The sequence below is a fragment of the Pseudomonas sp. Pseusp9 genome, assembly GCF_059491265.1.
The window spans coordinates 5,714,397-5,728,752 of the sequence record NZ_CP168500.1 but is presented as its reverse complement, the minus strand read 5'-3'; the positions used below and the strand labels follow the sequence as shown (position 1 = coordinate 5,728,752).

Sequence of the window (14,356 nt, the reverse complement as noted above, 5' to 3'; positions counted from 1 at the left end):
ACGGATGAACATCACCACCTTTGCCAAACGCCTGTTCCTGCTAGTCCCGCTGCTCCTCTCACCTGCCGCGTTCGCGGTCGAGATGATGCCGTCGCCACCACAACTGGCCGCCAAGGCCTACGTGCTCATGGATGCCAGCAGCGGCAACGTGCTGGTCGAGAACAATGGTGACCAGCGTCTGCCACCGGCCAGCCTGACCAAGCTGATGACCGCGTACATCGCGACCCTGGAAATCCGTCGTGGCCAGATCGGCGAAAACGATCCGGTGACCGTCAGCGAAAACGCCTGGCGTACCGGCGGTTCGCGGATGTTCATCAAGGTCGGCTCGCAGGTCACTGTCAGCGACCTGCTGCACGGCATCATCATCCAGTCGGGCAACGACGCCAGCGTCGCGCTCTCCGAGCACATCGCCGGCAGCGAAGACGCATTCGCCGACCTGATGAACAAGACCGTCGCCGACCTGGGCATGACCAACACCCACTTCATGAACCCGACCGGCCTGCCGAATCCTGAGCACTATTCGTCGGCTCACGACATGGCTGTCCTGGCCCGCGCGATCATCCACGAAGACCCTGCTCACTACGCGATCTACTCGCAGAAAGAGTTCTTCTGGAACGGCATCAAGCAACCGAACCGCAACCTGCTGCTGTGGCGCGACAAGACCGTCGACGGCCTGAAAACCGGCCACACCGACGAAGCCGGCTACTGCATGGTGTCTTCCGCCGTACGTGATGGCATGCGCCTGATCGCCGTGGTGTTCGGCACCAACAGCGAAGTGGCCCGTGCCGCCGAAACCCAGAAGCTGCTGACCTACGGTTTCCGCTTCTTCGAAACCCAGACCTTCTATCAGAAGGGCGCCGAACTGGCCCAGGCGCCTGTCTGGAAAGGCTCCACCAATCAAGTCAAGGCCGGCCTGGCTGAAGACCTGACCATGACCCTGCCAAAAGGCCAGCTGAAAAAGCTCGCTGCCAGCATGACCATGAACCCGCAACTGGTTGCGCCAATCGCCAAGGGCGACGTGATCGGTAAAGTCGAAGTCAAACTGGACGACAAGGTGGTGCACAGCGCCGACCTGATCGCTCTGGATGGCGTCGAAGAGGGTGGTATCTTCCGTCGCATGTGGGATAGCATCCGTCTATTCTTCTACGGCTTGTTCAACTGATAGTGTGCACCTGCATGGCCCCGCGCTGATCCGGCACGGGGCCATGCCCGTCGCCACGGCTTACGCTTACGAGGCCGTTACGCCATGACCGATACCGAAGTAAAGGCGCCTAAGATCGAATTTCCCCAGACTGATTATCCGGTTAAGGTGATTTGCGATACGGGCGCAGGCAACAAGGACAGGATCATCGAAATCGTCAAGCAGTACGCGACGATCAACGATGAACGTGTCGATGAGCGTCAAAGCAGCAACGGCAAATACACCACCATTCAGTTGCACATCGTCGCGACCGACCAGGACCAGCTGTACAACATCAACAGCTTTCTGCGGGCGACCGGTTTCGTGCACATGGTGCTGTGATGTCCGGCACGCTGGGCTTTCGCGAGCTCGGCCAGATGGCTTACGAGCCGGTCTGGCATGCCATGCAACGCTTCACCAACGAACGCGGCACCGACGTTGCCGACGAGATCTGGCTGGTGGAACACCCTGCGGTGTTCACCCAGGGCCAGGCCGGCAAGGCCGAGCATCTGCTGCTTCCCGGTGATATTCCGGTGGTGCAGGTCGACCGGGGTGGTCAGGTGACCTACCACGGCCCCGGCCAACTGGTGGCTTATCTGCTGCTGGATGTGCGCAGGCTGGGGTTTGGCGTGCGCGATCTGGTCAGCCGGATGGAGCAATGCCTGATCGAGCTGCTGGCCAGTTACGGCGTAACCGCCGTGGCCAAGCCCGATGCACCGGGTGTCTACGTCGACGGGGCGAAAATCGCTTCGCTGGGTCTGCGGATTCGCCATGGCTGTTCCTTTCATGGCCTGGCCTTGAACGTGGACATGAACCTGGAACCGTTTCGACGGATTAATCCCTGCGGCTACGCCGGGCTGGCAATGACCCAGCTGAGCGATCACGCAGGATCGATTGAATTTGCCGAGGTAAGTGCCCGGCTGCGCGCGCAGCTCGTCAAACACCTCGACTATGCTGAGCAGACGACCCTGACGGGCGGAATCGACTGATATGACTACTGATGCAGTGCAAACCATGATCCCGACGCTCGATGTCTCCGAGCGCCCGGCCCCGCGTCCCAAGGTTGAAGCCGGCGTCAAGCTGCGCGGCGCCGAAAAGGTTGCACGCATCCCGGTGAAGATCATTCCGACCACCGAACTGCCGAAGAAGCCGGACTGGATTCGTGTCCGCATCCCGGTTTCGCCGGAAGTCGACCGCATCAAGGCTCTGTTGCGCAAACACAAGTTGCACAGCGTGTGCGAAGAAGCTTCCTGCCCGAACCTGGGCGAGTGCTTCTCCGGCGGCACCGCGACCTTCATGATCATGGGTGACATCTGCACCCGTCGTTGCCCGTTCTGCGACGTCGGCCACGGCCGTCCGAAACCACTCGACGTCAACGAACCGGAAAGCCTGGCTATCGCCATCGCTGACTTGCGTCTGAAGTACGTGGTGATCACTTCGGTGGACCGCGACGACTTGCGTGACGGTGGTGCCCAGCACTTTGCCGACTGCATCCGCGAAATCCGCAAGCTGTCGCCGAACGTGCAGCTGGAGACCCTGGTCCCGGACTACCGTGGCCGCATGGACATTGCCCTGGAAATCACCGCCGCCGAGCCACCGGATGTGTTCAACCACAACCTGGAAACCGTGCCACGCCTGTACAAGGCCGCACGTCCGGGTTCGGACTACCAGTGGTCGCTGACCCTGCTGCAACGCTTCAAGCAGATGATGCCGCACATCCCGACCAAATCCGGTTTGATGCTGGGTCTGGGTGAAACGGACGAAGAAGTCATCGAAGTCATGAAGCGCATGCGCGAGCACGACATCGACATGCTGACCCTGGGCCAGTACCTGCAACCTTCGCGTAGCCACTTGCCAGTGCAGCGCTTCGTGCACCCGGATACCTTTGCCTGGTTCGCCGAGGAAGGTTACAAAATGGGCTTCAAGAATGTCGCGTCTGGTCCGCTGGTTCGTTCCTCGTACCATGCCGACGAGCAAGCGAAGCTGGTCAAGGCCGAGCTGATGTCGTCCTGACCGGCTGACAGTAATGAAAAGGGCCCGCACGGCTTTTAGTCTTGCGGGCGTTTTTTTGCCTTGCCTACGGCAACAGCAGCCGTTTCCTGCAACTTGCGGGGTAACGAACCCACTTCTGTTTCTCCACGTTCCTGACTACTGTGTGGTGAAGTTTTCACCCAGGGAGATTCAAGGATGACCGTTCGACCGTCTCACACTCTTTGCCCTCACGCCCCGGTTCCGGCTTTGCCGTCGCAAGGGCTGATCGGCGTAATAGCGCCTGCCGGTCCCGCGCCGCTGGACACCGATAAAGCCGTGCAATGGATGCGCGCCCGCGGCTATTCGCTGAAGATCTTTCCCGGCGTATACGAGAAAGAAGGTTACCTTGCGGGCAGTGACGAGGTGCGGCTCAATGACCTGCACGCAGCGTTCGCCGACCACGAGGTCGATGCCATCATTTGCCTGCGCGGTGGTTATGGCACACCGAGGCTGCTTGATCGAATCGATTTCGAACTGCTGCGCGACAACGCCAAGCCGTTCATTGGCTACAGCGACATTACCGCATTGCATCTGGCAATCAGCCGATATGCAGGTTTCGTAACCTTCCATGGCCCGTTGCTCAACGCTGATCTGCTGGGCGACAAGCAAAAGCCCACCGAGCCGTCGTTTTTCAACATGCTGCGCGGGCAGGTGAAGGCCGGCAGTGTGTTGGCGCATCCCGTGGCCTATCCGTTGTCGACGATCGAGCCAGGCATCGCACACGGCCGTTTATTGGGGGGCAATCTGTCGATGATCGCCGCGACCATGGGTACGCCTTACGAGTTCGATGCGGAGGGTGTCATCCTGTTTATCGAGGACATCAACGAGCCGCTGTATCGCATCGATCGATTGCTGACCCAGCTGCGGTTGGCAGGCACTTTGAGCAAGTTGCGTGGGGTGCTGGTGGGGGATGTGGCGGGGGTGGAGGTGCCTGCGCTGGAGCGGTTGCTCAAGCAGACGTTCGAGCCGTTGCGGATACCGGTGTTGTCCGGGTGGCGTAGCGGGCATTGCGATCCGAACCTGACATTGCCCATGGGCGCGCTGGTCAGGCTGGATGCGGGGAACAAGGAATTGGTGTTGGAGCAGGATGTGGTGGTCAGGCGCTAGATTTTTATCGCCTGTTACTCAGTCTTCGTCAGAACGCCGCCCGGAGCAAGCCCGCTCCCACAAAGTTTGAGGTGTACACAAATGTTGTGATCGCCTGTGAACCTGTGGGAGCGGGCTTGCCCGCGAAGCTTTTTAGCGGTTACGCAGGCCTTCCAGCAACTTGTGCGTCGGATACCCATCCGCCGGCCAGCCAAACGACTGCTGCGCGCTACGGATCGCCTTGCGGGTATTGGCACCGATAATCCCGTCCGCATTACCCGCGTCGTAATTCCGGGCACTCAGCAGGTTCTGCAACTCGATCCGCTCGGTACGGCTCAGCGGTAAATCATCTTTTGGCCACGTGCCGCTGATCAGGCCCGCGCCATTGAAGCGTTCGGACAACAAGCTCACCCCCAAGGCGTAGGACGACGAGTTGTTGTACTTGAGGATCGCCCGGAAGTTGTCGAATACCAGGAACGCCGGGCCACGGTAACCGGCCGGCAGCAACAGGGCCGCGGACAATTGTTCGGAACCGGCCGGGACCTGGCCACCGTTGGGCAGCGTGATCCCCAGTTGCCGCCACTCCGCGACGCTCTTGCGAATCGTGCCGTCGGCCAGCACGTAGTTGAACCCGCCTGGCAACTGCACCTCGAAACCCCACGGCTGGCCTTTCTGCCAGCCTGAGCTTTGCAGATAATGCGCAGTCGAGGCCAGGGCATCGGCCGAGCTCCCCCAGATATCGCGGCGCCCATCGCCATCGAAGTCCACGGCATGGGTGTTGTAGGTCGTCGGGATGAACTGGGTCTGGCCCATGGCGCCAGCCCAGGAACCAAGCATTTTCTCCGGTTCGATATCACCCTGTTGCAGAATTTGCAGTGCGGCAATCAATTGCGCGTGGGCGAATCCGGGGCGACGCCCTTCGTAGGCCAGGGTCGCCAGCGAGTTGATCACCGACTTGTTGCCCTGGAACTGGCCAAAGTTGCTTTCCATGCCCCACACGGCCACCAGCGCCTGACGATCAACGCCGTAACGCTGCTCGATGCTTTGCAGGATGTCGGCGTACTGGTTGATCAGTGACTGGCCTTTGCGTACCCGCAGCGGCGACAAGGCACCGTCGAGGTATTCCCACACCGGTTTTGCGAACTCCGGTTGGCTGCGATCGGCACGAATCACACTGGGGTCGAAGCTGACATTGGCAAAAGCGCGATCAAACAGATCAGCGCGGATACCGGCGGCCAGGGCATCCTTGCGGAAACCCGCTTGCCATTCGGCGAAGGTCTGGGTTGGCTGGATATCGAGGTTATCGCCGCTCGGAACAACAGGCGCAATGACTGCGGGTGCGGTGGCGACAGGGAGCGTCTGAAGTGGCTGTGCGTCGGCAGCGGTTGGTTTTTCCGCGCAGGCGACTAGCAAAACAAGGCTGGAGGCAGCAATCAATTGGCGCAGATGCCAACGACGGGAAATACAAAGGGGCATGCACAAGTCCAGGGAAAACGTATCAGTTGCAGACCTTAACATGTTGAGCGGTTGCTTGCCTTTCAGGCCGCCAGAAAGTAAGAAGCCTCCCAGCTGTCAGACTGGAAGGCTTCGCGGCGGTAGCTGCCTTTGCCCTTGGCTGGGCGTTCCTGGCGGCTGCGGAACAATGGCTGGGCGATGATGGATTTGGCCTTGTTGGGGCCATGCTTCGATGGCTTTTTGCTCATGATGATTTCTCGCAAATGAGTGGATTTTGCGAGGCGAATCATCTGCTCAAGTGAGGGTGCTGTCTAGTCCCTACATTGCGTAGGACTTTTCACTCCGCCGGTAACGACAAGCGTTGCCCGGCCATCAACAACGTCAACCGACTCAGGCTCATCCACGGCGAACCCGCTGCCTGGCCCTTGATCTGCGCGTCGATGCGTTGTGCTTCCAGCAGCAGTTGCGCCCAGCGCTGTGCCGAGTAGCGTTGCAGCGCTTTGCTCATCAACGGTTTACGTTTGTCCCAGATCGGCGGCTTGGCCTGGCTGAAGGCCTTGTCCAGCGGCGTACCCTGGCTGTATTGCAGAGAAATATTGGCCAGCAGGCGCAACTCCCGGGCCAGGGCCCAGAGAATCACCGGCGGCTCGACGCCTTCACCGCGTAACCCTTCGAGCATGCGTAACGCGTGGGCTGCTTCACCATTGAGTACCGCATCGGTCAGGCCAAAGACGTCGAAGCGCGCACTGTCGGCCACCGCAGCCTGTACGGTTTCAACGGTGATCTGACCCCCTTCGGCCATCAGCTTGAGCTTTTCGATTTCCTGGGCGGCGGCCAGCAAGTTGCCCTCGACCCTTGCTGCGATCAACTCAACGGCGTCCTGGCTGGCGGAAAGCCCGGCCTGGGACAAGCGTTGACGGATCCAGCTTGGCAACTGGGCGACATCGACCGGCCAGATCTGCACGAACTGGGTCTGCTGTCCTTCGACCAGCGCTTTGCCCCATTTGGTTTTCTGTGCGCTGCCATCGAGTTTCGGCAGGCTGATCAGCAGTACGGTGTCGTCGGCCGGGCGTGAGCAGTACTCGATCAGCGCGGCAGCACCCTTGTCGCCGGGCTTGCCGGAAGGCAGGCGCAGTTCCAGCAGGCGCTTTTCGGCGAACAGCGACATGCTGGCACCGGCTTGCAGCAACGTGCCCCAGTCGAAACTGGCGTCGGCGGCAAACACCTGGCGTTCATCGAATCCCTGCTGGCGGGCGGCAGCGCGAACAGCGTCGGCCGCCTCCTGGCACAACAACGGGTCATCGCCGCTGATGATATAGACCGGCGCAAGGGCGCCTTGCAGGTGTTTGGCGAGTTGGGCGGGGGCGAGCTTCATAAGAGAGGGCGAACGGGGCGCCTGAGCGCCCCGTAAGTCTTACTGCTGCGGCAGTTCGATTGGCGACTGGCGCGGGGTGTCCGCCTCAGCCTTCTTTGCCGCTTCCAGTGCCGCGGCTTCAGCCTTGGCCCTGGCTTCGGCAGTCTGCTGCAACTGATCCAGTTGGCCCGGGGTCAGTTGTTGCAGGCGCAGCATCATGCGCTGGACCAGCTCCCGGCGACCTTCTGCCCTGGCGGTTGCAGCTTCCTGGTCGGAGCCCACCAGGTTGTTGCCGTCGTGCATGTAGATTTTCTGCACTTCAAGCTTGTCGCTCAACAGTGCCAGATCGCCGCGACCACGGATGTCGTAGTTCAGCACGGTGGTCACCTGGTACTCGCCTGCACGACCGGCGCCGGCGTAACTGAGGATGCGCTGGTTTTCCTGTTCATTGGTCAGCACCAGTTTGTACGGGGCACCGCTATAGACCTTGACGCCGCTGCCCTGCAGTACCTGACGCAATTGAGTCACGGTTTCGCCATAGGCGTTACGGGCGCTCAGGTCGAGTTCCTTGATCGCCAGTTCGTCGGTACCGGTTCCGCGCAGCTGGAAACCGCAGGCACTCAGCAGAACCGCGAGGCCCATCACCAGCAGATTGCGTTTGATCATCTTGTTGCTCCCCTTGAAACCATGTGGGCCGATCAAGCGGCCCGAAAGGTTTTACTCGGCGCCAGGCTCACCTGGCGCCTGATCCAATTAGCTGGCGACGATATTGACCAGTTTCCCGGGCACTACGATCACTTTACGAATGGTCAGACCGTCGACGAAGCGCAGGACGTTCTCGTTGGCACGGGCGGCTGCTTCCACTTCTTCGCGGCTGGCACTGGCTGGCATTTCGATGTGACCACGCAGTTTGCCGTTGACCTGAATCACCAGTTGCAGGCTGTCCTGCACCAGTGCGCTTTCGTCCAGCGTCGGCCAGCTGGCATCAATCACCGGATCGGCGTGACCCAGGCGATGCCACAGCTCGTGGCTGATGTGCGGGGTGATCGGGGCCAGCAGCAACGTCACGCTTTCCAGGCCTTCCTGAATCAGTGCGCGATCCTGTTCGGTGCCTTGCGCGGCTTTTTCCAGCACGTTCATCAGCGTCATCACCTGGGCGATGGCGGTGTTGAACTTGTGGTTCTGGCCAACGTCGTGGCTGGCCTGCTTGATAGCCTGGTGGATCGAGCGGCGAATGGCTTTCTGCTCGTCGTTCAGACCGGTAACGTCCAGTTTGCCCGGCAGGCCTTGGGTGACGTGGGCTTGAGCCAGGCGCCAGACGCGTTTGAGGAAACGGTGCGAACCTTCGACGCCGGAGTCGGACCATTCCGCGCTCATGTCAGGTGGCGAGGCGAACATCATGAACAGGCGGCAGGTGTCTGCGCCGAACTGGTCGATCATCGACTGTGGGTCAACGCCGTTGTTCTTCGACTTGGCCATCTTCTCGGTGCCACCGATTTCCACCGGCAGGCCGTCGGCTTTCAACTTGGCGCTGATGACCTTGGCCTTGCTGTCGCGTTCGAGTTCAACGTCCGCCGGGTTGAACCAGGTGTAAGCGCCGTTGGCTTCGCGACGATAGTAAGTCTCGGCGATCACCATGCCCTGGGTCAGCAGGTTCTTGAACGGCTCGTTGGAGCTCACCAGGCCTTCGTCGCGCATCAACTTGTGGAAGAAGCGCGCGTAGAGCAGGTGCAGGATCGCGTGTTCGATGCCGCCGATGTATTGATCCACCGGCAACCAGTGATCGGCTGCGGATTTTTCGACCAGGCCACCTTGATAGTGCGGCGAGGCGTAACGGGCGTAATACCACGAGGACTCGACGAAGGTGTCCATGGTGTCGGTTTCACGCTTGGCCGGTGCGCCGCATTTAGGGCAGCTGCACTCGTAGAACTCGGGCATGCGCGCCAGTGGCGAGCCGGCGCCGTCGGGTACGACGTCTTCCGGCAGCACGACGGGCAGCTGATCTTCCGGCACCGGCACGTCACCGCAAGTGTTGCAGTGGATGATCGGGATCGGGCAACCCCAGTAACGCTGGCGGCTGATGCCCCAGTCGCGCAGGCGGAACTGGGTACGCGAGGCGCCCAGTTCTTTCTTGATCAGCGCGACTTCGATGGCGTCGAAGGCGCCCGCGAAATCGAGGCCATCGAACTCGCCGGAGTTGATCAGCGTACCGTGCTCGCCGTAGGCGTCTTGCCACGGTGTCGGGTTGCTATCGCCAGAGCTGGTGCGCACTACCGATTTGACCGGCAGGTTGTACTTGTGGGCGAATTCGAAATCGCGCTCGTCGTGGGCTGGAACCGCCATTACCGCGCCGTCGCCGTAGTGCATCAGCACGTAGTTGGCGACCCATACTGGCAGTTTTTCGCCGGTCAGCGGGTGCTCGACGAACAGGCCGGTCGGCAGGCCTTTTTTCTCCTGGGTGGCGACGTCGGCTTCGGCCACGCTGCCGCCCTTGCATTCAGCGATGAACGCCTGCAGCTCGGGATTGTTGCGGGCGGCCAGGGTGGCCAGGTGGTGCTCGGCGGCCACGGCGACGTAAGTCGCTCCCATCAAAGTGTCCGGGCGGGTGGTGAAGACTTTCAGGGTGCCGCTTTCGCCGATGGAATCGACGTTGTACGGGAACTGCACTTCCATGCCGCGGGACTTGCCGATCCAGTTGCGCTGCATGGTCTTGACCTGTTCAGGCCAGCCAGTCAGTTCGTCGAGGCTCTCCAGCAGCTCATCCGCGTAGGCGGTGATCTTGAAGTAGTACATCGGGATTTCGCGCTTTTCGATCAGCGCGCCGGAACGCCAGCCGCGACCGTCGATCACTTGCTCGTTGGCCAGGACGGTCTGGTCGACCGGATCCCAGTTCACGGTGCCGCTTTTCTTGTAGATCACGCCTTTTTCGAACAGGCGGGTGAACAGCCATTGTTCCCAGCGGTAGTAGTCCGGCTTGCAGGTGGTCACTTCGCGCGACCAGTCCACCGCCAGGCCAAGGCTGCGCAGCTGGGATTTCATGTAGGCAATGTTTTCGTAGGTCCACTTGGCGGGCGCTACGTTGTTCTTCATCGCGGCGTTTTCCGCCGGCATGCCGAAGGCGTCCCAACCCATGGGTTGCAGAACGTTCTTGCCTTGCATGCGCTGGTAGCGGGAGATCACGTCGCCGATGGTGTAGTTGCGCACGTGCCCCATGTGTAGCTTGCCGCTGGGGTAAGGGAACATCGACAGGCAGTAGTAAGTCTCCTTGCCTGGCTGTTCACTGACTTCAAAGGACTTTTGCTCGTCCCAGAACGACTGGGCGGCGGCTTCGATTTCACGGGGCTGATATTGTTCGTGCATGGCTACTTTTGAACTGAATAGGGGTGGCCTAATCCTCTTCAATGCAATGCTGGACGGTGATCACGCCAAATTGGCGTTTTCGATGCCCAGCCGAGCTGGAAGTGGAGTTACAGGAAGCGTCGTAGCATACATGACGGCGCTCTGCCGAGGGAAACCCTGATTGCTGTCGCACGACCGGCAAAAACCGCTGTGAGGGCCGTTGGTCGCGGCGTTCAGCCGGTTTGTTCATGGAAGCTAAGCTCTAACTGGGGAGTAGGTCTTATCTTCCAATGAGGTGAGGGATGGTTGAGTCACAGCAAAAAGCTACAAAACCGGAGCTGTACGAAAGGCTGATCGATCGTTTGGCCTTGGCCCTGGAGGCGGCAAGGACCGCTAGCCGGTTGCGCGACGAACGCCCTCTGGAACTTGAACTGCGCGGCCTGAGCCCCGCAGAGTTTGCACTGGTCAAAGCGTATCTGGATCGCAGTGAGCGTGAGACGCACGGATGCTTGTCAGAGGCGGTAAAACAACTCGATGCACCACGTTCGGCCAAGATCATCTGGCTCAAGGACAAGGTTCGCGGCAGAGACGCGGTAAAGGTCCGGTCTTTGCAGTTCAAATAGGGTACAGAGCCATGCTCCAGGCTTTTTTGAAGCATAGTCCTTACGTATTGATTGTCGCATTGCGTCAACCCACCTAGGCTTCGGGCATCTCCGGGAGATGCTCGATGCCATTTCGCTATTTCGTAAAACAACTTCTTTTGCCACCCGGCATTCTATTGCTACTGCTTTTGCTTGCCTGGTGGTTGCGCCGCTCAAGGCCGAAGCTTGCCAGTGCGTGCTTTGCACTGGGTCTGGGGGGGTTCTGGTTGATGAGCCTGCCGGTGGTGGTGCAGTGGAGTGCCGGCCTGCTCGAGCGGGAGCCACCGCTGGCCCGCGACGAATGGGCAAGCCTGGGGCAACGCGCGGATGCGATCGTGATCCTCGGCTCGGGGCGCGAGCGCGGTGACGTGGCCTGGGGCGCCGACCAGCCCACGGGCGTCGGCCTGGAGCGCCAGCGTTTTGCCGCGCGGCTGGCCAAGGCTTCCGGCCTGCCGGTACTGACCAGCGGTGGCCTGCACTACGGCACGCCGCCCAGCGAGGCGCAGATGATGGCTGACTCCTTGCGTGACGATTTTGGCGTGAGCGTGCGCTGGCAGGAAGGGCGCAGCCGCACGACCTGGGAGAATGCGCAGTTCAGCGCCGAGGTATTGCTGCCTCAGGGCATCAAGCGTGTGGTGGTCGTGACTCAGGCCTGGCACATGCCACGAGCGGTCTGGAGTTTCCGCAAGGTCGGGTTTGAGGTGGTGCCGGCGCCGGTAGGGTTTCTGGGCGGCGACAATGCGCGGCCACTGGGTGGCTGGATGCCGGAGTTCAAGGCGATCTGGCAGAATGGGCAATTGATGAACGAGGCGGTGGGGCAGATCGGTTATTCGCTCTTCTATCGCTGAGCGCTAAACCCTGTGGCAAGGGAGCAAGCTCCCTCGCCGCAAATGATTTCAGACGGTCTTGGCCATCCGGCTGGCGATCAGTGCCCAGCCGAACAACAGCACGCAGACAATGATCAGCGGCCACGAACGCCATTCCAGGTACGGCGTCAGGTTGTGCATCGGCACCACTTCACCGTACAGGATGCCGCGTTCGAACTGCGGGATCTGATCGGTAATCTGACCGAACGGGTTGATCAGGCCGGACACGCCGTTGTTGGTGGCGCGGATCATCCAGCGGCCGGCTTCCAGCGCACGCATCTGCGCCATCTGCAGGTGTTGCAGGGGGCCGATAGAGGTGCCGAACCAGGTGTCGTTGCTGATCGTCAGCAGCAGGTCGCTGCGGGCGGCAAGGCTGGCGGCGAACTCCGGATACACCACTTCATAGCAGATGAACGGCGCGATCTGATAACCCTTGGCTTGCAACAGCGGCTGGTCAGCCGGGCCACGAGCGAAGTCCGACATTGGCAAGTCGAAGAAGGCGATCAGTCCGCGCAGCATGTCCTCCAAGGGCACGTATTCACCAAAGGGCACCAGTTTTTGCTTCAGGTAAGTGCCGTCGCCTTCACCGGTAGCGGTGATGCCATTGAAGAAGCGCTTTTCGTGGCGTACCTCCATGCGGACCGGGACACCGGTAATGAACGCCGATTTACGTTCGGCCGCGAAGTTGCCCATCATGTTCAGGTAGCCCTCGGCGGACTCCTTGAGCACCGGGACCGCCGTTTCCGGCCAGATGAGTAGATCGACGCGTTTGGAGCTGAAACTCATGTCGCGGTACAGCGCCAGTTGCGCATTGAGCTGCGCCGGATCCCACTTCATGCTTTGTTCGATGTTGCCCTGAATGGCGGCGACGCTCAGTGGCGGGCCCGACGGGCTGGTCCAGGCGTGATGCTTGAGTGCCATGCCGGCCAGCCACGGACCGACCAGCAGCAATACACCGGCAGCGATGAAGCCTTTGCGCCCCGTGCGAACCAGGCGCATGCCGTTGTAGATCAACGCAGCAGTCAGGGCCAGGGTAAAGGAAATCAGCCACATCCCGCCGATGGGGGCGAGCCCGGTCAGCGGGCCATCAAGCTGGCTGTAACCGGAGTACAGCCACGGGAAACCTGTCAGGAACCAGCCGCGGAAGGCTTCCTGGCCGACCCACAGGGCCGCGAACGCCAGGGCGTCGGCCAGCGGCGCCTCATTGCGGCGCAGCCAGCGCGCCCAAATCCAGGCGGGCAAGGCAAAGAACCAGGCAATCGCCGCCGTGAAAAGCAGCATCAGGAAGCCGGCCAGCAATACCGAAGCGCCACCGAAGTGGTGGATGCTGTAGTAGATCCAGCTGGTGCCGGCACCGAACAGGCCGAAACCGAAGCACCAGCCGCGACCCAATGCCTGACGTGGGTTCAGTTCGCGAAGACCGGCATAGAACAGGCCGACGGCGAGCAGTGCCAGTGGCCAGATATCGAACGGCGCCAGGGCCAGTGTGGTGATTGCACCGGCCGCCACGGCCAGCAGGTTACCGGGCCAGCCGGGGCGGGTTGTCCAGCGCATTTCAATCCTTAGCGAGCAATGGGCGTCAGGCGAAGCAAGTGAATCCGACGGCTGTCGGCGTTCAGGATGCGGAAGCGGTACGGGCCGATTTCAGTGATTTCGTTACGTTTTGGCAAATGCCCGAACGCGCTCATCACCAGGCCGCCAACCGTGTCGAATTCATCGTCGGAGAACTCGCTGTCGAAAAACTCGTTGAAGTTCTCGATCGGTGTCAGGGCCTTGATCAGGAAGTCACCGCTGGGCAGCGGCTTGATGTAGCTGTCTTCTTCGACATCGTGTTCGTCTTCGATGTCGCCGACGATTTGTTCCAGCACGTCTTCGATGGTGACCAGGCCTGCCACGCCGCCGTACTCGTCGATGACGATGGCCATGTGGTTGTGGTTGGCGCGAAACTCGCGCAGCAGCACGTTAAGGCGCTTGGATTCCGGCACGAAAGTGGCCGGGCGCAGCAGGTCCTTGATGTTGAAGCTGTCGCCGTTCTCCTTGAGGATCAGCGGCAGCAAATCCTTGGCCAGCAACACGCCCATCACGTCATCGTGGCTTTCGCCGATGACCGGATAGCGGGAGTGGGCCGAGTCGACTACGGCAGGCAGGAACTCGCGGGGTGTCTGGTTCGCCTTGATGCTGATCATTTGCGAGCGCGGGACCATGATGTCCCGGACCTGCAAGTCAGCGACCTGGATGGCGCCTTCGACAATGGCCAGCGCTTCGCTGTCCAGTAGTTTGTTCTGGTGTGCGTCGCGCAGCAGCTCCAGCAGCTCCTGGCGGTTTTTCGGCTCGTGGGCAAAAGCCTGGGTGAGCTTACCCAGCCATGACTTCTGCCCGTTGCTCGATCGATCTTCGCTCATAG

General features: G+C 60.8%; 14 protein-coding genes. 7 read left to right on the top strand and 7 right to left on the bottom strand.

Annotated features, from left to right (window positions below; genetic code table 11):
- The first annotated feature begins 4 nt into the window (after nucleotides 1-4).
- The 5 genes from ACEN8E_RS26095 (at nucleotide 5) to ACEN8E_RS26075 (ending at nucleotide 4,318) form a co-directional block, all read left to right on the top strand.
- On the top strand, nucleotides 5-1,162 hold the full coding sequence (locus tag ACEN8E_RS26095) for a D-alanyl-D-alanine carboxypeptidase family protein (RefSeq protein ID WP_085718162.1): 1,158 nt from the start codon (nucleotides 5-7) through the stop codon (nucleotides 1,160-1,162).
- Nucleotides 1,163-1,246: 84 nt separating this feature from the next.
- Nucleotides 1,247-1,522, top strand: coding sequence for a DUF493 domain-containing protein (locus tag ACEN8E_RS26090; RefSeq protein ID WP_429371657.1), 276 nt, complete (start codon nucleotides 1,247-1,249; stop codon nucleotides 1,520-1,522).
- Nucleotides 1,522-2,169 (top strand): lipoyl(octanoyl) transferase LipB, encoded by a 648-nt coding sequence (gene lipB / locus ACEN8E_RS26085; RefSeq protein WP_008022935.1) that lies wholly within the window; start codon nucleotides 1,522-1,524, stop codon nucleotides 2,167-2,169. Before ACEN8E_RS26090 ends, lipB begins: the two co-directional genes overlap by 1 nt.
- Before the next feature lie 25 nt (nucleotides 2,170-2,194).
- A complete protein-coding gene (gene lipA / locus ACEN8E_RS26080) occupies nucleotides 2,195-3,193 on the top strand; it encodes a lipoyl synthase (RefSeq protein WP_162130451.1) in 999 nt (332 codons plus the stop codon).
- 174 nt (nucleotides 3,194-3,367) lie between these two features.
- A complete protein-coding gene (locus ACEN8E_RS26075; protein WP_495590410.1) occupies nucleotides 3,368-4,318 on the top strand; it encodes a S66 peptidase family protein in 951 nt (316 codons plus the stop codon).
- Between the two features lie 132 nt (nucleotides 4,319-4,450).
- Here ACEN8E_RS26075 and ACEN8E_RS26070 read toward each other — a convergent pair whose 3' ends face one another.
- The 5 genes from ACEN8E_RS26070 to leuS all read right to left on the bottom strand — a co-directional run bounded on the left by ACEN8E_RS26070 (nucleotide 4,451) and on the right by leuS (nucleotide 10,466).
- A complete protein-coding gene (locus ACEN8E_RS26070) occupies nucleotides 4,451-5,773 on the bottom strand; it encodes a lytic murein transglycosylase (protein ID WP_495590409.1) in 1,323 nt (440 codons plus the stop codon).
- A 62-nt stretch (nucleotides 5,774-5,835) separates the two neighbouring features.
- A complete protein-coding gene (gene arfA / locus ACEN8E_RS26065; RefSeq protein ID WP_007990624.1) occupies nucleotides 5,836-6,000 on the bottom strand; it encodes an alternative ribosome rescue factor ArfA in 165 nt (54 codons plus the stop codon).
- Between the two features lie 89 nt (nucleotides 6,001-6,089).
- Nucleotides 6,090-7,127: a DNA polymerase III subunit delta gene (gene holA / locus ACEN8E_RS26060; RefSeq protein ID WP_495590408.1), complete on the bottom strand. Its 1,038-nt coding sequence runs from the start codon at nucleotides 7,125-7,127 to the stop codon at nucleotides 6,090-6,092.
- Between the two features lie 39 nt (nucleotides 7,128-7,166).
- On the bottom strand, nucleotides 7,167-7,772 hold the full coding sequence (locus tag ACEN8E_RS26055) for an LPS-assembly lipoprotein LptE (protein WP_495590407.1): 606 nt from the start codon (nucleotides 7,770-7,772) through the stop codon (nucleotides 7,167-7,169).
- A gap of 87 nt (nucleotides 7,773-7,859) precedes the next feature.
- Nucleotides 7,860-10,466 carry a leucine--tRNA ligase gene (gene leuS / locus ACEN8E_RS26050; RefSeq protein WP_495590406.1) on the bottom strand — a complete coding sequence of 869 codons (2,607 nt, stop codon included), beginning with the start codon at nucleotides 10,464-10,466 and terminating at the stop codon, nucleotides 7,860-7,862.
- Nucleotides 10,467-10,747: 281 nt separating this feature from the next.
- Between leuS and ACEN8E_RS26045 the strand changes: the two genes are divergently transcribed.
- Nucleotides 10,748-11,068 (top strand): hypothetical protein, encoded by a 321-nt coding sequence (locus ACEN8E_RS26045; RefSeq protein WP_008022948.1) that lies wholly within the window; start codon nucleotides 10,748-10,750, stop codon nucleotides 11,066-11,068.
- Nucleotides 11,069-11,172: 104 nt separating this feature from the next.
- Nucleotides 11,173-11,934 (top strand): YdcF family protein, encoded by a 762-nt coding sequence (locus tag ACEN8E_RS26040; RefSeq protein WP_495590405.1) that lies wholly within the window; start codon nucleotides 11,173-11,175, stop codon nucleotides 11,932-11,934.
- Between the two features lie 48 nt (nucleotides 11,935-11,982).
- Here ACEN8E_RS26040 and lnt read toward each other — a convergent pair whose 3' ends face one another.
- Together lnt and ACEN8E_RS26030 are read right to left on the bottom strand one after the other, a co-directional pair.
- Entirely contained in the window at nucleotides 11,983-13,506 is a 1,524-nt protein-coding gene (lnt, locus tag ACEN8E_RS26035) for an apolipoprotein N-acyltransferase (protein ID WP_495590404.1), read from the bottom strand.
- Nucleotides 13,507-13,514: 8 nt separating this feature from the next.
- The gene (locus ACEN8E_RS26030) at nucleotides 13,515-14,354 is read right to left on the bottom strand and encodes a CorC family transporter (RefSeq protein ID WP_150715958.1); all 840 of its coding nucleotides are present in this window, start codon (nucleotides 14,352-14,354) and stop codon (nucleotides 13,515-13,517) included.
- Between the last annotated feature and the right edge of the window lie 2 nt (nucleotides 14,355-14,356).